The following is an 18,943-nucleotide window of genomic DNA, read 5'->3' as shown; positions in this document are numbered from 1 at the left end:
CAGGTCGCGGCGGACCTCGTGGTCGTGGGCCCCGAGGCGCCCCTGGTCGCCGGGGTCGCCGACGCGGTGACGGCCGCCGGAACCGCCTGCTTCGGACCGTCGCGGGCCGCTGCCCGGCTCGAAGGCTCGAAGGCGTTCTCCAAGGAGGTCATGGCTGCGGCCGGGGTCCCCACGGCGAGGTCTCTGGTCTGCACCACCGTTGCGGAGGTCGACGCCGCCCTGGACGAGCTGGGGTCGCCGTACGTCGTGAAGGACGACGCGCTCGCTGCGGGGAAGGGCGTCGTGGTGACCAGCGACCGCGCGGAGGCGCTGGCCCATGCGGCGGCCTGCGGCCGGGTCGTCGTCGAGGAGTTCCTCGACGGACCGGAGGTCTCCCTGTTCGCGGTCTGCGACGGGTCGACCGCCTACCCGCTGCAGGCGGCGCAGGACTTCAAGCGGATCTTCGACGGCGGACGCGGACCGAACACCGGCGGCATGGGCTCCTACACGCCGCTCACCTGGGCGCAGCCTGATCTGGCGCAAGTCGTCATCGACACCGTGGTCCAGCCCACCCTCGACGAGATGGCCCGGCGCGGTGCGCCGTTCGTCGGCTGCTTGTACGTCGGGCTCGCGCTGACCGGAGCGGGCCCGCGCGTGATCGAGTTCAACTGCCGGTTCGGTGACCCCGACATCCAGCCCGTGCTGGCCGTCCTGGAGTCGCCCCTCGGTGAGCTCCTGATGGCCGCCGCGCGGGGCCGTCTCGCCGACGTGGCGCCGCCGCGCTTCCGGGACGCCGCGGCCGTCAGCGTGGTGCTCGCCTCCGCCGGCTACCCCGAGTCGTCCTCGACGGGTGCGGTGATCCGCGGCGTGGGCGCTGCCAACGGTGTCAACGACGTCGACGTGATCCATGCCGGCACCGCGATCGTCGCTGCGCCGGAGCCTGGCGACCCCGACCACCAGCACCTGGTCACCGCCGGCGGGCGGGTGCTCGCCGTCCGGGCCGTCGGGTACGACGTCGCCGACGCGCGCTCCCGCGCGTACGCGGCAGCGGACCTGATCTCCTTCGACGGCCTCCAGCGGCGGTCCGACATCGCCGCGGAGCCCCTCGGCGTCGTCGAGGGAGCAGCAGCCCGCGAGAGCTGACCGGGCCCGCTTTCCGTCGTACCTGACATATCTGCTGCGGATCGGTGGTCGGGACGACATATACGTCAGGTACGACGTCCCGCCCGGGCCGTGGGAGAATCGGGGACCGTGACCGTCCCGAACGTCCTCGCCACCCGCTACGCCGCCGCCGACCTGGCCGAGATCTGGTCCCCGGAGCACAAGATCGTGCTCGAGCGGCAGCTGTGGATCGCCGTCCTCAAGGCACAGCGCGACCTGGGCATCGAGGTCCCCGCCGGCGTGGTCGAGGCCTACGAAAGCGTGGTCGAGAAGGTCGACCTCGACTCCATCGCGGCTCGCGAGCGGATCACCCGCCACGACGTGAAGGCGCGGATCGAGGAGTTCGCGGCGCTTGCCGGGCACGAGCACATCCACAAGGGCATGACCTCGCGCGACCTCACCGAGAACGTCGAGCAGCTCCAGGTGAAGCAGTCGCTCGCTCTCGTGCGCGATCGAGCGGTCGCCACGCTGGCCCGGCTCGGGCGGCTCGCCGCCGAGCACGAGGCCACCGTGATGGCGGGCCGCTCGCACAACGTCGCGGCACAGGCCACCACGCTGGGCAAGCGCTTCGCCACCGTCGCCGACGAGCTGATGATCGCGGTCGAGCGCGTCGAGGAGCTGATGGCCCGCTACCCGCTGCGCGGCATCAAGGGCCCGATGGGCACGGCGCAGGACATGCTCGACCTGCTGGGCGGTGACGCCGACAAGCTCGCCGACCTCGAGCAGCGGGTCGCCCGGCACCTCGGCTTCGAGCGGGTGCTGACGTCTGTCGGCCAGGTCTATCCGCGGAGCCTGGACTTCGACGTGATCTCGTCGTTGGTCCAGCTGACGGCCGGCCCGAGCAACCTCGCCACCACCATCCGGCTAATGGCCGGCAACGAGCTGGTGACCGAGGGCTTCAAGGAGGGCCAGGTCGGCTCGTCGGCGATGCCGCACAAGATGAACACCCGCTCCTGCGAGCGGGTGAACGGCCTGGCCGTGATCACCCGCGGCTACCTCTCGATGGTCGGTGAGCTCGCCGGCGACCAGTGGAACGAGGGCGACGTCTCCTGCTCCGTCGTACGGCGCGTGGCGCTGCCCGACGCGTTCTTCGCCGTGGACGGGCTGTTCCAGACCTTCCTCACGGTGCTCGACGAGTTCGGCGCCTTCCCGGCGGTGATCCAGCGCGAGCTCGACCGCTACCTGCCCTACCTCGCCACGACCAAGGTGCTGATGGCAGCGGTGCGCAACGGCGTCGGCCGCGAGACCGCGCACGAGGCGATCAAGGAGGCGGCGGTCGGCACCGCGCTCGCGATGCGGCAGGGCCAGGCCGAGAACGACGTCTTCGCCAAGCTCGCCGCGGACGACCGGCTCGGCCTCAGCAACGAGCAGCTCGCCTCGCTGGTCGCCGAGCCGATCACGTTCACCGGCGCGGCGGTCGCGCAGACCCAGGCGGTGTGCCGGCGGGTGGCCGAGCTGGTCGAGCGGCACCCCGCCGCGGCGTCGTACTCGCCAGGCGCCATCCTCTGAGGCGAGCGGGAGTCAGAGCACCTTCGAGAGGAACGCGCGGGTGCGCTCCTGCTGCGGGTTGCTCAGCACCTCGGCGGGTGCGCCCTCCTCGACGATCACGCCGCCGTCCATGAACACCAGCTTGTCGCCGACCTCACGGGCGAACCCCATCTCGTGGGTGACGACCATCATCGTCATGCCCTCGGCGGCGAGCTCCTTCATCACCGCCAGCACCTCGCCGACCAGCTCCGGGTCGAGCGCGGAGGTCGGCTCGTCGAAGAGCATGAGCTGGGGCTGCATCGACAGCGCCCGGGCGATCGCGACCCGCTGCTGCTGGCCGCCCGAGAGGTGGGCGGGGTAGGCCTGCTCCTTCTCCGACAGGCCGACCTTGGCCAGGTTCTCCCGGGCGATCGCGACCGCCTGCTCCTTGGAGAGCTTGCGGACCTTCTGCTGCGCCACGCAGAGGTTCCTGAGCACGGTCATGTGCGGGAACAGGTTGAACTGCTGGAAGACCATCCCGATCCGCGAGCGCAGCCGGTCGATGTCGACGTCCGGATCGGTCACCTCGACCCCCTCGACGAAGATCTTGCCCTGAGTGGGTGTCTCCAGCAGGGTGACGCAGCGCAGCAGGGTCGACTTGCCCGATCCGCTGGGACCGACCACGCAGACCACCTGGCCGTTGTCGACGTGGAAGTCGATCCCCTTCAGGACCTCGTTGTCGCCGAAGTACTTGTGCAGCTGCTGGACGTCGATCGCCGCGCCCGCGCGGGCCGGCTCCGTGGGCGAGGACGTGTTCGTCGGTGAGCTCATCAGCGCGCCTTCCCGGCCTTGGCTTCCATGCGGCGCACCACGATCGACAGCGGCACTGTGATGATCAGGTAGCAGAAGCCGATCACGATGATCGGTGTCAGGTTGGCCTCGCTGTTCATGCCCTCGCGGCCCCACTTGGTCAGCTCGTACTGGTCGAGGGAGAGCCCGAGGATGTAGATCAGCGAGGAGTCCTTGGTGAGCAGGATCAGCTCGTTGGTCAGGGGCGGCAGGATGATCCGGAACGCCTGGGGGACCACGACCGTGATCATCGCCTGGGTGTGGGACATCCCCAACGTGCGGGCCGCCTCCATCTGACCCTTGGGCACCGCCTGGATGCCCGCTCGGATCGTCTCCGCCATGTAGGCCCCGCCGACCAGCCCGAGGGCGAGGGTCACGGTCCCGATGTTGCCGAAGGGGATCTCCAGGTGCGGGAACGCCCGGGGGAACCCCTGGCCCAGCGCGAGGAAGACGACCAGTGCCGGGAGGCCGCGGAAGAGCTCGATGATGCCGGTGGAGAGCCACCGCCACGGCCCGACGCTCGACAGCCGCATCAGTGCGAGCACCAGCCCGAGAGCCAGGCCGAAGGTGAACCCGCACGCGGTGTAGATGAGCGTGTTCTTCAGCGCCGTCGTGATGACCGCGGGGAACTGGTCCTTGATGATGTCGGGGTTGAGGAAGAACCGCTGCAGGTCGCCCCAGTTGGCGGAGAAGACCACCGCCACGGCCACCACGCCGATGACGACGTACTGCGCGTAGCGGATGTACTGCGCGCGCTTGCGCTTGCTCAGCGCCATCCGACGCTCCCGTCAGCCGCCACCGCCGGCACAACGGTGGGATCGGACCAAGTCACGCGGCTGCCGCTCACTCGGCCGGGGCGCTACCGAACCACTTCTCGTACGCCTTGTCGTACTCCTCCTGGTTGGCGATCGCGTCGTTGAGCACCTTCAGCAGCTCGTCGTTGCCGTCCTTCTTGACCGAGAAGCCGTACTCCTCGCCGGTCTTGAACTCGGTGGTCACCTCGACCTCGGGGTTCTGCTCGACGTAGTAGTTCACCAGGCCGTTGTCGTTGACGCCCGCATCCGCCTTTCCGCTGCGGACCGCCTCCATCATCAACACCGAGTCCTCGAAGGAGACCGCCTTCGCACCCTTGGGGAGGTTCTCCTTGACATAGGCCTCGCCGGTGGTGCCCTCCTGGGTCGCGATCCGCTTGCCGGCCAGGTCATCGAGGCTGGTGATCCCCGACCCGCTCGGCACCAGCAGGGCCTGCGTGGCCTCGAAGTACGGGTCCGAGAAGTCCATGACCGCCTCCCGCTCGGGGGTGATCGTCATCGCACCCGCGGCGACGTCGCAGTCGCCGTTGTCGAGTGCGCTGCCGGACACGATGGTCTCCCAGGCCGTGTCGACGACCTTGGTCTCCAGCCCCTCGGCGTCGGCGGCGATCTTCAGCACGTCGACGTCGAAGCCGACGACCTCGCCGCCCTCGGTGAACTCGAACGGCTCGTAGGGAAGGTGGGTGCAGATCGTGAGCGTGCCCTCCTCGACCAGGTTCACCCCGGACTCGGTGGTCGTGGTCGACGTGTCCTTGGCGCAGGCGGAGAGGCCGAGGGCCAGGACACCGGCGCTGAGGGCGGCCGTGGCGAGACGAGAGGTGTTCATGCGCTTCACCTTACGACGGCGGGCCCGACGCTCGCGACCGACGGTCCGCGAAGGTCGGGTTTGAAGTCGGAGGCCGAAGTTGGCATGGTCGCTGGGTCGGATGACGTCCCGCGACCTGAAGGAGACGGGCCCCCACGCCCCGCTGCCGCTGTGAGCCTCGACCACGACAAGACCCGGCCGGCCACGCCGCACACCGCTCGCGCCCAGGACGAGGCGCCCGAACCCCAGCACCCTGCCCTCGACTTCCCGCTCGAGCCCGATCACGCCGTGTCCACCGGCGGCCTGGACAGGGTCGTCTTCGGCGTCACCGCAGCTCTCGCGGTCGGCTTCCTGGTCTGGGGCTTCGTCAGCACGGCCTCGCTGGCCGAGGTGTCAGGCAGGTCGCTGACCTGGGTGATGACCAATACCGGGTGGCTGTTCGTGCTCACCGCGAGCGGGTTCGTGGTGTTCGTGCTCTGGCTCGCGCTCGGTCGCTACGGCCGGATCACCCTGGGTCGCGACGACGAGAAGCCGGAGTTCCGCACCTGGTCGTGGGTGGCGATGATGTTCAGCGCCGGCATGGGCATCGGGCTGATGTTCTACGGCGTGAGCGAGCCGATCTCCCACTTCGTCTCCCCGCCTCCGGGCACCGGCGAGGTGGGCAACCCCGAGGCCGCTCAGAACGCCATGGCCACCACCCTGTTCCACTGGACGCTCCACCCGTGGGCGATCTACGCCGTCGTGGGCCTGGCGATCGCCTACGGCGTCTACCGCAAGGGACGGCTCCAGCTGATCAGCGCGGCCTTCGAGCCGCTCATCGGCCGCCACGCCCACGGTCCTGCCGGCAAGGTCATCGACATGCTGGCGATCTTCGCCACGCTCTTCGGCTCGGCGGCGTCGCTGGGGCTCGGCGCCCTCCAGGTGCGGACCGGCCTCGAGATCGTGGGCGGCATCGGCGGGCTCGGGAACGCCTCCCTGGTGATCGTGATCGCGGTCCTGACCGCGGCGTTCGTCGCCTCAGCCGTGTCGGGTGTGGCGCGCGGCATCCAGTACCTGTCCAACATCAACATGGTGCTGGCGATCACCCTCGCCCTGTTCGTCTTCGTGGTCGGGCCGACCGTGTTCATCCTGAACCTGGTGCCGACGTCGATCGGCTCCTACGTCGGTGACCTGCCGACGATGTCGGCCCGCACCGCCGCGGAGGGCGCGGAGACCAGCGACTGGCTGGAGAACTGGACCGTCTTCTACTGGGCCTGGTGGCTCTCGTGGACGCCGTTCGTCGGGATGTTCATCGCGCGGATCTCCCGTGGCCGCACGATCAGGGAGTTCGTCACCGGTGTGCTCCTGGTGCCGAGCCTGGTCAGCCTGGTGTGGTTCGCCATCTTCGGCGGCACCGCGATCGACCTGCAGAGGGCCGGCACCGACCTCGGCGCTCTCGGCCTGGAGAACCAGCTGTTCAGCACCCTCGAGGCCCTTCCGCTCGCGACCGTGACGAGCGTGCTGGTGGTCGTGCTGGTCTCGATCTTCTTCGTCTCGGGCGCCGACGCCGCCTCGGTCGTGATGGGCTCGCTCTCGGAGCGCGGATCGCTGGAGCCGAGGCGGCCGACGGTGATCTTCTGGGGTGTCGCCACCGGAGCGGTGGCCGCGGTGATGCTCCTGGTCGGCGGTGACGAGGCCCTCAGCGGGCTGCAGACCATCACCATCGTCGCCGCGCTGCCGTTCGTGGTGGTGATGATCGGGCTCTGCGTCGCCCTGGTCCGAGACCTGCGCAACGACCCGCTGGTCCTGCGTCGGGAGTACGGCGCGCAGGCCGTGGAGCAGGCGGTCATCAGCGGCATCACCGCCCACGGCGAGGACTTCGTGATCGCGGTCGAGGAGGGCTCCGTCGCGGTCGGCGCGGAGCACTCGGGGGAGAGCGACGAGGAGGACCCCTCCTCGCGGTGAGGTGCGCTCAGGCCGGCTTCACGTCCAGGACGACCTCGAACTCCAGCAGGTCGGCGCCGCCCGCGACCGGCCGCTGCGCCTCCTCGCCCGGCCTCTGGGCGTGCGCGGCCCGGCCGTCACCGGCCCGCCACGCGTCGAACGACTCCTGGTCGGCCCAGTGGGTGACCACGAAGTAGCGGTCCTCGCCGGCGGTCGGCCGCAGCAGCTGGAAGCCGAGGAAGCCGGGCGACTTCTCCACCGCCCCGGCCCGGGCGGCGAACCGCTCCTCGAGGTGGGCGCCGGCGCCCTCGGGAACGTGGATGGCGTTGATCTTGACGACGGACATGGGTCGAGCCTAGGTCGTCTCAAGAGAGTCGCCGCACGACCTCCTGGGACAGCGTGACTGAGCTGGCCAAGGCGGGCCGCTCAGGCGCGGGCGTCGCCGCCCCAGTTGGCGAGCTTCGTCGCGATCGTGCGCAGGTCCGCCGGGGTGGTGACCCCGTCGGCGTGCGGCGCGAAGTACCAGACGTGGAAGTGGCCACGGTGGGCGCCGTACCGGCTGACGTCGACGTACGCCGCCTCGGGGAGGTTCTCGATGATCCGCACCAGGCGGTTGGAGATCCGTCCGAACTGCGACGCGAGCTCGTCGTCGAGCTGGCCGACCCGCGTGTGGTCGCGGGTCTGCAGCAACAGCGCTGCCGCCATGTCGGCCGGACCGTCCGTGTAGGACAGGATCCAGTACTCGTCCTCCCAGACGATCCGCTCGGGAACCACACGTGCGCACTCGGGGCACTGGCCGTCGAACGCCAGGCGCTTGGCTCCGACGATCCGTGCCCAGACCTCTTCTGCAGACTCCGGCATGGCGCCACTCTGCCACCCGGCTCCGGCGCCAGAACCCCCACCCCTGCTGTCAACCAGCGTGCAACGATCAGGCGCCGGCCGGACATAGGAGAGGCATGAGCGAGTCCACTGCCCGTGAGGAGACCTTCCGTCGCCTCTACGCCGAGCACTTCGACGCGGTCCTGGGATTCGCGCTGCGCCGGTGCGACCGGCCCGAGGACGCGGGCGACGTCACCGCCGACACCTTCGTCGTCGCCTGGCGGCGTCTCCGGCACGTCCCGGAGGGCGACGGCACCCGGCCGTGGCTCTACGGCGTCGCCCGGCGCGTGCTCGCCAACCACCGCCGCGGCGAGGGGAGACGGGCCGCGCTCGGTGACCGGCTCCGCCACCAGCTGCGCGAGGCGATGGCCGACATCTCCGAGGAGGTCGTGCAACGCGCGGACGTCAGCGACGCCATGAGCCGGCTGAGCGCCCGCGACGAGGAGGTGCTGCAGCTGCACCTCTGGGAGGGACTGGAGTCGCGCGAGATCGCCGAGGTGCTCGGGCTGCCCGGCGCCGTCGTCCGGCCGCGTCTCTCGCGCGCGAAGGTGCGTCTCCGGGATCTGCTCGGCAACGACCCGCCCGGACCCGGACATCTCCCCAGTGAACCCACCGCGATCGGCCCGAAGGAGGGGAACCGATGAACCCGAGGATCACCGATGAGGCTGTGCGGCTCCTCCCCGTCCAGGAGGGCCGCGCCGAGCTCCTGGAGGAGATCATGGCCACCACCCCGCTGGAGTCCCTCGACCAGACCGACGACGTCCCGCCGTCCCGCCGCGGCCGGTGGCTGCCCGTGATCGGGGCCGCTGCGGCGGTCGCCGCACTCGTCGGCGGCGTGATGTGGCTCGGCGATCAGGCGGACTCGTCCACCGAGAACCTGCCCGTCGCGACCAGCCCCGGTGCCGCGATCGACGGCGGTGACCGGGCCGTCCTGCTCGCCGACGGCTGGGTGGTCCGGCACGCGATCGAGGGCCTGCACGGCGGTGAGCTCGGCTACGTCAACGGGAGCCGCGAGCTCGACATCCACTGGCGCCCGGCGGCGACGTACGACCGCTACGTGAACGACCGGGCGGCCGACAACGCCCCCGCCGAGGAGGTCGACGTGCTCGGCAAGACCGCGCTGATGTGGGCCTACAGTGCGAACGACCACACGGTGATCAGGCCGGTGGAGGGGCAGTTCACCCTCGAGGTCCGCGGCATGGGGATGGACGAGAAGGCATTCCGGGCGCTGCTCGGCCAGCTCCGCCTCGTCGGTGAGTCCGAGCTCGAAGCCCACCTGCCGGCACACTTCGTCACCGGCGCCGAGCGACCGACCGTGCTCGCCGAGATGCTGGAGCCGCTACCGCTGCCCGACGGCTTTGACCGGACGGGCATCAAGAGCGAGGAGTACACCCGCTACCACCTCGGCGCCCGGGTGAGTGGTGCCGTCGCGTGCGCGTGGATCGAGCAGTACCTCGAGGCGCGGAAGGCTGGCGACGCGATGCGGGCGACCGAGGCGCAGGACGCGCTAGGCACGGCCCGCGACTGGCCGGTGCTGAGGGAGATGGAAAGCGAAGGTGACTGGTCGGCGGTCCTGTGGAACTACGCCGACATCGTCGTCGCAGGCGTGGACGACCAGACCCCGAAGGACGTCATCGGCAGCTACCGGGGCGGCCTCGGCTGCGACGGCTGACCGTCCGCCCCGGACACGGCGAACCACGGGCGACAGCCGTCTCAATAGGCTGTCGCCCGTGACGCTCGCCAACATCCCGCCCGCGCCGGAGCTCCCCGGGGCCCGGCACCTCCACTCCGGCAAGGTGCGTGACCTCTACGAGGTCACCGAGGGCCCGCACACCGGCAAGCTGCTGATGGTGGCCAGCGACCGGCTCTCGATCTTCGACTTCGTGCTCGAGACGACGATCCCCGACAAGGGCGAGATCCTCACCAGGATGTCGCTGTGGTGGTTCGAGCAGCTCGCCGAGCTGGTGCCCAACCACGTCGTCTCGACCGACGTGCCCGAGGATGTCCGCGGCCGGGCAGTGGTCTGCGAGCGGCTCGACATGTTCCCCGTCGAGTGCGTGGCGCGCGGCTATCTCACCGGCTCCGGACTGCTCGACTACCACGCCACCGGGGAGGTGTGCGGCATCCCGCTCCCGGCCGGACTCGAGGACGGCAGCCGGCTGCCGGCCCCGATCTTCACGCCGGCGACGAAGGCCGACCTCGGCGACCACGACGAGAACGTCGACTTCGCAGCCGTGGCCGTCGCCGTCGGAGCCGAGACGGCCGTCGAGCTGCGCGACCTGACCCTGCGGGTCTACGGCCGCGCCGAGGAGATCGCCCGGGAGCGGGGGATCATCCTGGCCGACACCAAGTTCGAGTTCGGTACGGCGCGGGGCGGATCCGGCGCGATCGTGCTGGCCGACGAGGTGCTCACCCCGGACTCGTCCCGCTACTGGCCGGCCGACGACTGGCAACCGGGCCGCGCCCAGCCGTCGTACGACAAGCAGATCGTCCGCAACTGGGCCCTCTCGCCGGAGAGCGGTTGGGACAAGGCGTCGGGCGAGGCGCCGCCGCCGCTGCCGCAGGCGGTCATCGAACGGACCAGGAGCCGCTATATCGAGGCCTACGAGCGGCTCACCGGCGAACGGTTCTGACGGCCGGCAGCGCGACGGCAGGCGTTCGCGGCAGCTTGCTGTCCGCTCTGCGTCGGCGACGCGCTCGGCCGATCGGGCGCAGTAGGTTGACCGCCATGACGAACCTCGCCGCCTTCCTCGAGAACAGCGCCCGGGCGCATCCGGACCGCACCGCGATCGTCTTCGGCGACACCCGGCTCACCTACCCGCAGGTCGACGGAGCGGCCAACCAGGTGGCCAACCTGCTGGTCTCGCGCGGGATCGAGCCGGGCGACAAGGTCGCACTGAGCTGCCCGAACCTGCCCTACTTCACGATCGTCTACTTCGGCATCCTCAAGGCCGGCGCGACCGTGGTTCCCCTGAACGTGCTGCTCAAGGGTCGCGAGGTCGCCTACCACCTCGGCGACTCCGACGCGAAGGCCTACTTCGCCTTCCAGGGCACCCCCGACCTGTCGATCGGCGCCGAGGCCTACGACGGCTTCCAGGCGGCCGAGGGATGCGAGCACTTCTTCGTGATCACCGCGGACCCGGCCGCACCCTCGCCGATCGAGGGCACCGAGACCCTGGGCCAGGGCGTGGCCGACCAGCCGGCGACCTTCGAGGGCGTCGAGGTCGACGACGAGGACACCGCCGTCATCCTCTACACCTCCGGCACGACCGGGCAGCCCAAGGGCGCGGAGCTCCGGCACCGCAACATGCGCGACAACGCCCTGTCCGGGGAGGTGCTCTTCGGGGCGAACGCCGAGGACGCCGACACCTATCTCTGCGTGCTGCCCCTGTTCCACTCGTTCGGGCAGAGCGTGATCCAGAACGGCGGCTTCGCGTACGGCGGCACGATCGTGATGCTGCCACGGTTCGAGGCACGGCCGGCGCTGCAGCTGATGCTGGAGGAGAAGGTCACCTTCTTCGCCGGCGTCCCGACGATGTACTGGGGGCTGCTCGGCGCGCTCGACGACTCGGTCGACGTGAAGGCCATCGCCGACAACCTCCGCATCGCCGTCGCCGGAGGAGCCGCCCTCCCCGTTGAGGTGCATCACGAGTTCGAGAAGCGCTTCGGCGTCACCATCCTCGAGGGGTACGGCCTCTCGGAGACCTCGCCGGTCGCCAGCTTCTCCCGCCTCGGCGAGAGTGTCCGCGTGGGCTCGATCGGCACTCCGATCCCGGGCGTCGAGATGAAGCTGATCGAGCCCGAGACCTGGGACGACGTCGACCCGGCCATCGATCCCGACGGCAACCCTGCCATCGGGGAGATCGCGATCAAGGGCCACAACGTGATGAAGGGCTACTACAAGCGGCCCGATGCCACCGCCGAGGCGATCAACGAGGACGGCTGGTTCCGATCCGGCGACCTGGCGCGCAGGGACGCGGACGGCTGGTACTACATCGTCGATCGCTCCAAGGACATGATCATCCGCGGCGGGTTCAACGTGTACCCGCGCGAGGTCGAGGAGGTGCTGCTGACCCACCCGGCGATCTCTCTCGCGGCGGTGATCGGTGTGCCGCACCAGAGCCATGGCGAGGAGGTCAAGGCGTTCGTCATCCTCAAGCCGGACGCCCGTGCGACTCCTGACGAGATCATCGAGTGGAGCAAGGAGCAGATGGCGGCGTACAAGTACCCGCGCGTGGTCGAGATCGTCGACTCGCTCCCGATGACCGCGACGGGCAAGATCCTCAAGCGTGAGCTGAGCTGATCGTCCGGTCGAGCGCGGCTCGCGGCGTGACGTGCTGGACCGCCTCGATCGCCCCCTGCGGTGCCGACCTCAGGCGAAGGGGTTCGGCAGTGCGCCGGGCAGCTTCGCGAGGAGCTCGCGTGCCTGCGCGGCCACCTTGTGCTCGACCAGCACCTCGTAGCGGGTGGCGACGACCGAGCTGACCGACGAGAAGTCTCGACGCCCCCTGGTCGCGGCGTAGCCGGTCAGGGTGAAGATCACGCCGAAGAGCGCGCCCAGCATCGCGGTCGAGGCCAGCGTCGCGAGCATGCTGCCGGAGCCGAACAGCGACAGCACCAGGCCGACGAACAGGCCGAACCAGAGCCCGCTCAGCGCACCGCCGAACGCCACCCGACCGGTGGTGATCCGGCCGGTGATCCGCTCGACCTGCTTGAGATCCGTGCCGACGATCATGCAGTTCTGCACCGGGAAGCCCTCATCGGCGAGGAAGTCGACCGTGCGCTGCGCGGCGGTGTAGTCGTCGTACACCGCCAGCGACTGCGGGAACTCCAGCTTGAGAAGCGACCGGTCAGCGGGCCCGGTGGTCGGTGTGCTCATGCGTCCAGTGTGCCGGGCGTCCATGAGGCGTCCGCGATGCGCGGCACGGCGAAGGGCGGCACTAGACTGCGGGCCGTGGCCCGAGTCGTCGTAGCTGTCATGCCGAAGCCCGAGATCCTCGATCCTCAGGGGAAGGCGGTGATGGGCGCGCTGCCCCGTCTCGGCTTCGCCGGGGTGAGCGACGTCCGCCAGGGCAAGCGCTTCGAGCTGGAGTTCGAGGGCGAGGTCACCGACGCCGTCCTCGACGAGGTGCGCCAGATGGCGGAGACGCTCCTGTCGAACCCGGTGATCGAGAACTACACGGTCACCGTCGAGAGCGCCGAGGTCCGCGCGTGAGGATCGGGGTCGTCACCTTCCCCGGCTCGCTCGACGACGTCGACGCGCAGCGGGCGGTCCGACTGGGTGGCAGTGACGCGGTCCCGCTCTGGCACGGCGACGCCGACCTGAAGGGCGTGGATGCGGTCGTCCTCCCCGGAGGCTTCTCCTACGGCGACTACCTCCGCGCCGGCGCCATCTCGCGGTTCGCGCCGGTCATGGGAGAGATCATCGCCGCGGCGCAGCGCGGGATGCCGGTACTCGGCATCTGCAACGGCTTCCAGATCCTCTGCGAGTCCCACCTGCTGCCCGGAGCGCTGATCCGCAACGACCACCGCAGGTTCGTCTGCCGCGACCAGCTGCTCCGCGTCGAGAACAACCGCACCCCCTGGACCGCGGCCTACGCCGAGGGCCAGGAGATCCGGATCCCGCTGAAGAACGGCGAGGGCGGGTTCGTCGCCGACGCCGAGACGCTGGCCCGGATCGAGGGCGAGGGGCAGGTCGTGGCCCGCTACCTGGAGGTCAACCCCAACGGCTCGCTCGACGACATCGCGGGCGTGAGCAACGAGCGCGGCAACGTCGTCGGCGTGATGCCGCACCCGGAGCACGCCGTGGAGGAGCTGACCGGCACCGGCACCGACGGCCTGGGGTTCTTCACGTCCCTCGCCGCGTCGGTCCTGGCCTGATCGCTCGACCTCCGGGGCACCGGGGGATCAGCGGGTCCCGGCCTGCAACCTGCGCCACGTCGCGGTGTTGACGATCCCGGCCGCGCCCATCCCGATCTCGCGGCGGTAGGCCGCGACGTCGGCGGCGGTGTCGGCGTCGAAGATGCCGTCCCGCTGCACGGCCAGCCGCGGCATTGTCGCGTGGATGGTGCGCTGGACGCGCCGTACGTCGGGGCCGGTCGAGCCGATCTTCAGCACGGGCCGCGGCCCGGCGGACAGGAGCGTCATCCAGTTGCGGAAGGTCCACGTGGTGCTGACCCTGTGGCCCACGCGTTTCTGCCAGGCCTGCACGGCCGCGCGGGTCCTCCGGTTGTAGTTGCCGGTGATGCGCCCCGGGTAGACGCCCTTCTCGCGCAGCAGGCACTGCAGGGCCTTCACGGACGCCGGGTGGGGGCGGTAGGTCGTCGTCCGCTTCCGGATCGCCCGGTAGCGCGCGGGGTCGACGATGGTGGCGCTGCCGCAGTGCGTCTCGGCGGCGGCCCGCGGCGCGCCGAGGTCGAGGTAGTTGCTGTCGATGTTGATCGTGACGCCGCCCCAGGTCTCGTTGTGGCCGCCGCGGTACTGCTTCATCCGGTTGCCGGGACGCCAGCCGTCCTCGCGGATGTAGCTGGTCGAGGTGCTGGCCTTGCCGTCCCAGCGGGCGATCCAGATCTGGTCGGGGAGGACGACGTCCGAGCGCCGGGTGGCGCGGGCATCGTCGAGGATCTTGATCCCGGAGCCGGCGCTGGAGTACACCCCCGAGACGTAGTTCAGCCTGCGGATCCGGTTCGTCCAGGCGGTCAGGAAGTGCAGCGCCGACTCCCGGCAGGTGGCGTGCCGGTAGTTCGACCAGCCCTCGAGGTCGTACCAGATCGTGCTTCCCGGGCTGATGCCGAGCGCCTGGGCTGCGGCGACCGCCCGGGAGGCCTCGAGTCGGCCCTGGCCGCGGGCGGCGGACCAGCGGTTGGCGCTGTTGTTGCTGATCGTGGGGTCGATGTTCGCGCCGTAGCGGGGGAACCGGCCGACGCAGGTCGACTGGGGGCCGAGGGTGATCGGCAGGATCCGCCAGCCCTTGGCGAGCTGGGTGCGGACCCAGGCCGACGTCAGGTTGGGCTGGTGACGGCAGAAGCGCGAGTTGCCCGAGATGTAGACCCCGACGGCGAGGAACGGTGAGTGCTGGAGCCAGGCGTCCATCTTCGCCTGGGTCGGCGTCAGGCACTGGTCGAACCCGTAGCCCCGGAAGGAGCCCGGTGTGACCGGGTTCGGCGGCTCCGCGGCAGCCAGGTCGACGGGGGTGGATGCCGCAGGCGTCTCCGGGGCGTCGTGCAGCGGCGCCAGCAGCGCGAGGGCGAGCACGGCACCCAGCGCCGCGGTCACGGTGCGACGCAGCGGCGGGCCGAGCCGCGGTCGTGAGGCGGGGAGTTCGAGGCGGGCTGACATGGCTGCACTCCAGGGGAAGGTGGGGCGGGACTCGATCGGAGCCACGTCACGATAACCACAAGATTCACACCAGTAACACCCTTCGCACTGAACTACAAGCCTGTAATTCGCCTCCGGGCCGCAGGATCTTCGACGCGTGACCTCCTGTCACTCCCGATCGGCAGCGCGCGGGTGGGGATGAGGCCGGGCGGTGACCGATCTCATGGGGGAGCGGAAGGAACGGCTCGGAGCGGCGGCCGATAGATTTGTCGCGTGGCCGACACCGCTTCTGCACCCACCCGCCCCACGCTCGACACCGTCGCCGTGGCGACCGGGGACCCCGAGCGGGAGCAGCCCTGGTCCGAGCTCGGCCTCAAGGCCGACGAATACGACCGGATCAAGGAGATCCTCGGCCGCCGTCCGACCAGCTCGGAGCTGGCGATGTACTCGGTCATGTGGAGCGAGCACTGCTCCTACAAGTCGTCCAAGGTGCACCTCAGGCAGTTCGGTGAGATTCCCCAGGAGACGTCGGCGGGCAAGATGCTCGCCGGCATCGGCGAGAACGCCGGGGTCCTCGACATCGGCCAGGGCTACGCGGTGACGTTCAAGGTGGAGTCGCACAACCACCCCTCGTACGTCGAGCCCTACCAGGGTGCCGCGACCGGCGTCGGCGGGATCGTCCGCGACATCCTCGCGATGGGCGCCCGCCCGGTCGCCGTGATGGACCCGCTGCGGTTCGGCCCGCTCGACGCAGCCGACACCCACCGGGTGCTGCCCGGCATCGTGGCCGGCGTCGGGGGCTACGGCAACTGCCTGGGTCTGCCCAACATCGGCGGTGAGGCCGTGTTCGACCCGACCTACCTCGGCAACCCGCTGGTGAACGCGCTCTGCGTCGGCGTGCTCAGGCATGAGGACCTCCACCTGGCGAAGGCGTCCGGCGTGGGCAACCTCGTCGTGCTCTACGGCGCCCGGACGGGCGGCGACGGGATCGGCGGCGTGTCGGTGCTCGCGTCGGAGACCTTCGACGAGACCGGTCCGGCCAAGCGGCCCAGCGTCCAGGTCGGCGACCCGTTCATGGAGAAGCTGCTGATCGAGTGCACGCTCGAGCTCTTCCACGCCAACGTGGTCGCCGGCATCCAGGACCTCGGCGGGGCCGGGCTCTCCTGCGCCACCTCCGAGCTGGCCTCCGCTGGCGACGGCGGCATGCACGTGCATCTCGACAAGGTGCCGCTGCGCGACTCCACGCTGGCTCCCGAGGAGATCCTGATGAGCGAGTCGCAGGAGCGGATGATGGCCGTGGTCGAGCCCGCCGACATCGACGACTTCCTCGCCATCTGCGCCAAGTGGGACGTCGAGGCCGCGGTCATCGGCGAGGTCACCGACACCGGCCGGCTCGAGATCGACTGGCACGGAGAGCGGGTCGTCGACGTACCGCCCCGCACGGTGGCCCACGACGGACCCGTCTACGAGCGCCCGTTCGCCCGCCCGCAGTGGCAGGACCAGCTCCAGGCCGACGCCGCCGAGTCGTTGCCGCGGCCGAGCACGGGCGACGAGCTTCGCGCGACGCTGCTGCAGCTGGTCGCCAGCCCCAACCTCTGCGACAAGTCCTGGATCACCGACCAGTACGACCGCTACGTGCAGGGCAACACCGTGCTCTCGCAGCCGGACGACAGCGGCATGATCCGCGTCGACGAGGAGACCAATCTCGGCGTCTCGGTCGCCACCGACTGCAACGGCCGGTTCGCCAAGCTCGACCCCTATGCAGGGGCCCAGCTCGCACTCGCCGAGGCGTACCGCAACGTCGCCACCGGCGGTGCGACGCCGCTCGCGGTCAGCGACTGCCTCAACTTCGGCTCGCCAGAGGACCCGGACGTGATGTGGCAGTTCGCTGAGGCCTGCCGCGGGTTGAAGGACGCCTGCCTCGAGCTGGGTGTGCCGGTCACCGGGGGGAACGTCAGCCTCTACAACCAGACCGGCGAGACCGCGATCCTGCCGACTCCGGTGGTCGCGGTGCTCGGCGTGATCGAGGACGTACGACGCCGTACCCCCTCCTCGTTCCAGGGGGCCGGCGAGCGCATCGTCCTCCTCGGGCGCACTCGCGAGGAGCTCTCGGGCTCGGAGTGGGCCCACGTCGTCCACGGGCACCTCGGTGGCCTCCCCCCGAAGGTGGATCTTCGCGCGGAGCGCGGCCTGGCCCGGCTGCTGGCAGATCTCGTCGGGATCGCGACCAGCGCCCACGACCTCTCCGACGGGGGACTCGCCCAGGCCCTGGCGGAGGCCACGCTGGTGAGCGGGATCGGCGCCCGGGTGACACTCGAGGGCGACGCGTTCCTCGCGCTGTTCACCGAGTCCGCGGCGCGCGCGATCGTGACGGTTCCCGACTACGAGCTCGACGAGCTGGCAGCGCTGTGCGCTCGTCACGGTGTGCCGATGGCGGAGATCGGAACGACCGGCGGGACCGCGCTGGAGGTCGACGGCCAGTTCAGCGTGCCGCTCGACGAGCTCCGCGCTGCGTGGACCGCCACCCTGCCGGCCGCCCTGGGGTGACGCGGCCCGCGCTCAGCGCAGCGGCGCCTCGACGTGGACGCCGAACTTCATCGTGGCCTTGCGGTCGACGCTGCCCCACTGCGTGCCGAGCGCCAGGGCGAACCTCTGCTCGATGACCAACGGCGCGCCGGCCGCGGCCCGTCCGTCGAAGACAAGGTGGTAGGTCGCAGTGCAACCGCCCCTGGCGATGTCCGGGCAGAGCGCGTCGGGATCGCGGAGCACGGCGACCGGCTTCCGCTCCCCGATCCGGAAGTTCGCCCTCACCGACTCGGCGCCGTAGAGCGCGCCCGATCCCGGCAGCGGGCCGTAGACGTCGAAGCGGCGCATCCCGGTGGTCAGCGTCATCACCAGCCAGGCTCGGCCAGGCTCGGCCCATGCGCCGTCGGCATACGGCAGACGGATCGTGCGGCTGATCTCGCAGCGGTAGGTGGGGAAGCCCTGAGTCGCGTCGAACGTCGCCGCCTCCTTGCAGGAGCGGGTTCCCCGCTTGGCTTTCCTGGCCCTGTAGAGACCGGCAGCCGCTCCTTCTTCTCGCTCGCCGGTGACCAGGTCCAGGGTCTGTACGACGCCGTCGTACTCGACGCTCAGCGCGACCTCCTCTGCTGCACCGGTGACCAGGACGTAGAACGACTCCGAGCCCTCGCCGGACTCGGCCGGGGGCGGCAGCCGGTAGCGTGCGCCGTCGCTCACCAGGTCGATCACCGGCGACGGCGCGTCGTCGCCGACGTACTCGGCGAACGCGCCGAACGTCCCGGCGTCGTACTGCCAGGTGATCGGGACGAACGTCGAGCCCTCCGGGGCCCGCATGGCGGCGAACTCGCTGGTGTCGCGGTCGCTGAGCGAGGCGGACGGCTCGCCGAGGCTGACCTCCAGCCGACCCAGCGGGATCTCCAGGAAGGACGCCGCGCCTGCGGCGAACTGGTCGTCCTCACGAGCGGGCACCACGTCGCCGACCTCCAGCGCCGCGGCGTCGTCACCACAGCCGGCGAGCAGGGGAAGGAGGCTCACCAGCCCGATGGCTGCCGCGGCACGACGACGAAGGCCCATGCGGTCCATTGTGGCGTCCGCCTCGGCGCGGGATCGTCCGGGCCGCCGGACCAGCCGGCGGCACGCTGCGGGACAATGGCGGGGACATGCCTGCCCGTCTCCGACCAGCCGCCGCCGCCGACGTCGCGGCCGCGCAGGCACGCCTCGCCGCCGCCGT

General features: G+C 70.6%; 19 protein-coding genes. 10 read left to right on the top strand and 9 right to left on the bottom strand.

Features of this window, described 5'->3' with window-relative positions; all coding sequences use genetic code 11:
* The coding region (purD, locus tag E7Z54_RS19510; protein ID WP_136436391.1) for a phosphoribosylamine--glycine ligase at positions 1 to 1,122 on the top strand (1,122 nt) is incomplete at its 5' end.
* 108 nt (positions 1,123 to 1,230) lie between these two features.
* Positions 1,231 to 2,649, top strand: a complete 1,419-nt coding sequence (gene purB, locus E7Z54_RS19505) for an adenylosuccinate lyase (protein WP_136436390.1) — start codon at positions 1,231 to 1,233, stop codon at positions 2,647 to 2,649.
* Positions 2,650 to 2,661: 12 nt separating this feature from the next.
* On the opposite strand, the gene E7Z54_RS19500 is transcribed toward purB, so the two are convergent.
* The 3 genes from E7Z54_RS19500 to E7Z54_RS19490 form a co-directional block, all read right to left on the bottom strand.
* Entirely contained in the window at positions 2,662 to 3,438 is a 777-nt protein-coding gene (locus tag E7Z54_RS19500; protein WP_136436389.1) for an amino acid ABC transporter ATP-binding protein, read from the bottom strand.
* A complete protein-coding gene (locus E7Z54_RS19495; protein WP_136436388.1) occupies positions 3,438 to 4,232 on the bottom strand; it encodes an amino acid ABC transporter permease in 795 nt (264 codons plus the stop codon). The genes E7Z54_RS19500 and E7Z54_RS19495 overlap by 1 nt, the downstream gene beginning before the upstream one ends.
* A 67-nt stretch (positions 4,233 to 4,299) precedes the next feature.
* Positions 4,300 to 5,094 (bottom strand): transporter substrate-binding domain-containing protein, encoded by a 795-nt coding sequence (locus E7Z54_RS19490; RefSeq protein WP_136436387.1) that lies wholly within the window; start codon positions 5,092 to 5,094, stop codon positions 4,300 to 4,302.
* 150 nt (positions 5,095 to 5,244) lie between these two features.
* Between E7Z54_RS19490 and E7Z54_RS19485 the strand changes: the two genes are divergently transcribed.
* A complete protein-coding gene (locus E7Z54_RS19485; RefSeq protein WP_136436386.1) occupies positions 5,245 to 7,017 on the top strand; it encodes a BCCT family transporter in 1,773 nt (590 codons plus the stop codon).
* 7 nt (positions 7,018 to 7,024) lie between these two features.
* Here the strand turns inward: E7Z54_RS19485 and E7Z54_RS19480 are convergent, their stop codons facing one another.
* Positions 7,025 to 7,342: an antibiotic biosynthesis monooxygenase family protein gene (locus tag E7Z54_RS19480; RefSeq protein ID WP_136436385.1), complete on the bottom strand. Its 318-nt coding sequence runs from the start codon at positions 7,340 to 7,342 to the stop codon at positions 7,025 to 7,027.
* A gap of 80 nt (positions 7,343 to 7,422) precedes the next feature.
* The gene (locus E7Z54_RS19475; protein ID WP_136436384.1) at positions 7,423 to 7,857 is read right to left on the bottom strand and encodes a hypothetical protein; all 435 of its coding nucleotides are present in this window, start codon (positions 7,855 to 7,857) and stop codon (positions 7,423 to 7,425) included.
* 95 nt (positions 7,858 to 7,952) lie between these two features.
* On the opposite strand from E7Z54_RS19475, the gene E7Z54_RS19470 reads away from it, so the two are divergent.
* From E7Z54_RS19470 to E7Z54_RS19455, 4 genes are all read left to right on the top strand, one after another.
* Positions 7,953 to 8,519: an RNA polymerase sigma factor gene (locus E7Z54_RS19470; RefSeq protein ID WP_136436383.1), complete on the top strand. Its 567-nt coding sequence runs from the start codon at positions 7,953 to 7,955 to the stop codon at positions 8,517 to 8,519.
* Positions 8,516 to 9,547 carry a hypothetical protein gene (locus E7Z54_RS19465; RefSeq protein WP_136436382.1) on the top strand — a complete coding sequence of 344 codons (1,032 nt, stop codon included), beginning with the start codon at positions 8,516 to 8,518 and terminating at the stop codon, positions 9,545 to 9,547. Before E7Z54_RS19470 ends, E7Z54_RS19465 begins: the two co-directional genes overlap by 4 nt.
* Before the next feature lie 58 nt (positions 9,548 to 9,605).
* Positions 9,606 to 10,508, top strand: a complete 903-nt coding sequence (locus E7Z54_RS19460) for a phosphoribosylaminoimidazolesuccinocarboxamide synthase (RefSeq protein WP_136436381.1) — start codon at positions 9,606 to 9,608, stop codon at positions 10,506 to 10,508.
* A 95-nt stretch (positions 10,509 to 10,603) separates the two neighbouring features.
* Positions 10,604 to 12,178 carry a long-chain-fatty-acid--CoA ligase gene (locus tag E7Z54_RS19455; RefSeq protein WP_136436380.1) on the top strand — a complete coding sequence of 525 codons (1,575 nt, stop codon included), beginning with the start codon at positions 10,604 to 10,606 and terminating at the stop codon, positions 12,176 to 12,178.
* Positions 12,179 to 12,247: 69 nt separating this feature from the next.
* Here the strand turns inward: E7Z54_RS19455 and E7Z54_RS19450 are convergent, their stop codons facing one another.
* On the bottom strand, positions 12,248 to 12,754 hold the full coding sequence (locus E7Z54_RS19450; protein ID WP_136436379.1) for a general stress protein: 507 nt from the start codon (positions 12,752 to 12,754) through the stop codon (positions 12,248 to 12,250).
* A gap of 75 nt (positions 12,755 to 12,829) precedes the next feature.
* On the opposite strand from E7Z54_RS19450, the gene purS reads away from it, so the two are divergent.
* Positions 12,830 to 13,090 (top strand): phosphoribosylformylglycinamidine synthase subunit PurS, encoded by a 261-nt coding sequence (gene purS / locus E7Z54_RS19445; protein WP_136436392.1) that lies wholly within the window; start codon positions 12,830 to 12,832, stop codon positions 13,088 to 13,090.
* A complete protein-coding gene (purQ, locus tag E7Z54_RS19440) occupies positions 13,087 to 13,755 on the top strand; it encodes a phosphoribosylformylglycinamidine synthase subunit PurQ (protein WP_136436378.1) in 669 nt (222 codons plus the stop codon). Before purS ends, purQ begins: the two co-directional genes overlap by 4 nt.
* 27 nt (positions 13,756 to 13,782) lie before the next feature.
* Here the strand turns inward: purQ and E7Z54_RS19435 are convergent, their stop codons facing one another.
* Positions 13,783 to 15,213 carry a glycoside hydrolase domain-containing protein gene (locus E7Z54_RS19435; RefSeq protein ID WP_136436377.1) on the bottom strand — a complete coding sequence of 477 codons (1,431 nt, stop codon included), beginning with the start codon at positions 15,211 to 15,213 and terminating at the stop codon, positions 13,783 to 13,785.
* A 252-nt stretch (positions 15,214 to 15,465) separates the two neighbouring features.
* Here E7Z54_RS19435 and purL point away from each other — a divergent pair, with 252 nt between their 5' ends.
* A complete protein-coding gene (gene purL, locus E7Z54_RS19430; RefSeq protein WP_136436376.1) occupies positions 15,466 to 17,739 on the top strand; it encodes a phosphoribosylformylglycinamidine synthase subunit PurL in 2,274 nt (757 codons plus the stop codon).
* A gap of 12 nt (positions 17,740 to 17,751) precedes the next feature.
* On the opposite strand, the gene E7Z54_RS19425 is transcribed toward purL, so the two are convergent.
* Together E7Z54_RS19425 and E7Z54_RS23830 are read right to left on the bottom strand one after the other, a co-directional pair.
* Positions 17,752 to 18,786, bottom strand: coding sequence for a hypothetical protein (locus E7Z54_RS19425; RefSeq protein ID WP_136436375.1), 1,035 nt, complete (start codon positions 18,784 to 18,786; stop codon positions 17,752 to 17,754).
* The coding region (locus E7Z54_RS23830) for a hypothetical protein (protein WP_206056413.1) at positions 18,744 to 18,943 on the bottom strand (200 nt) is incomplete at its 5' end. The genes E7Z54_RS23830 and E7Z54_RS19425, both read right to left, overlap by 43 nt.

It is taken from the genome of Nocardioides sp., from assembly GCF_004803405.1.
Lineage (GTDB): Bacteria > Actinomycetota > Actinomycetes > Propionibacteriales > Nocardioidaceae > Nocardioides > Nocardioides vastitatis.
The sequence above is the reverse complement of the archived record's forward strand: the minus strand, read 5'-3'. Positions and strand labels throughout refer to the sequence as shown.

Excerpts from the sequence above, each read along its gene's own strand:
- E7Z54_RS19500 (WP_136436389.1), bottom strand. The coding sequence starts at position 3,438 with ATGAGCTCACCGACGAACACGTCCTCGCCCACGGAGCCGGCCCGCGCG.
- E7Z54_RS19495 (WP_136436388.1), bottom strand. The coding sequence starts at position 4,232 with ATGGCGCTGAGCAAGCGCAAGCGCGCGCAGTACATCCGCTACGCGCAG.
- E7Z54_RS19490 (WP_136436387.1), bottom strand. The coding sequence starts at position 5,094 with ATGAACACCTCTCGTCTCGCCACGGCCGCCCTCAGCGCCGGTGTCCTG.
- E7Z54_RS19480 (WP_136436385.1), bottom strand. The coding sequence starts at position 7,342 with ATGTCCGTCGTCAAGATCAACGCCATCCACGTTCCCGAGGGCGCCGGC.
- E7Z54_RS19475 (WP_136436384.1), bottom strand. The coding sequence starts at position 7,857 with ATGCCGGAGTCTGCAGAAGAGGTCTGGGCACGGATCGTCGGAGCCAAG.
- E7Z54_RS19470 (WP_136436383.1), top strand. The coding sequence starts at position 7,953 with ATGAGCGAGTCCACTGCCCGTGAGGAGACCTTCCGTCGCCTCTACGCC.
- E7Z54_RS19465 (WP_136436382.1), top strand. The coding sequence starts at position 8,516 with ATGAACCCGAGGATCACCGATGAGGCTGTGCGGCTCCTCCCCGTCCAG.
- E7Z54_RS19455 (WP_136436380.1), top strand. The coding sequence starts at position 10,604 with ATGACGAACCTCGCCGCCTTCCTCGAGAACAGCGCCCGGGCGCATCCG.
- E7Z54_RS19450 (WP_136436379.1), bottom strand. The coding sequence starts at position 12,754 with ATGAGCACACCGACCACCGGGCCCGCTGACCGGTCGCTTCTCAAGCTG.
- E7Z54_RS19435 (WP_136436377.1), bottom strand. The coding sequence starts at position 15,213 with ATGTCAGCCCGCCTCGAACTCCCCGCCTCACGACCGCGGCTCGGCCCG.
- E7Z54_RS19425 (WP_136436375.1), bottom strand. The coding sequence starts at position 18,786 with ATGGGCCTTCGTCGTCGTGCCGCGGCAGCCATCGGGCTGGTGAGCCTC.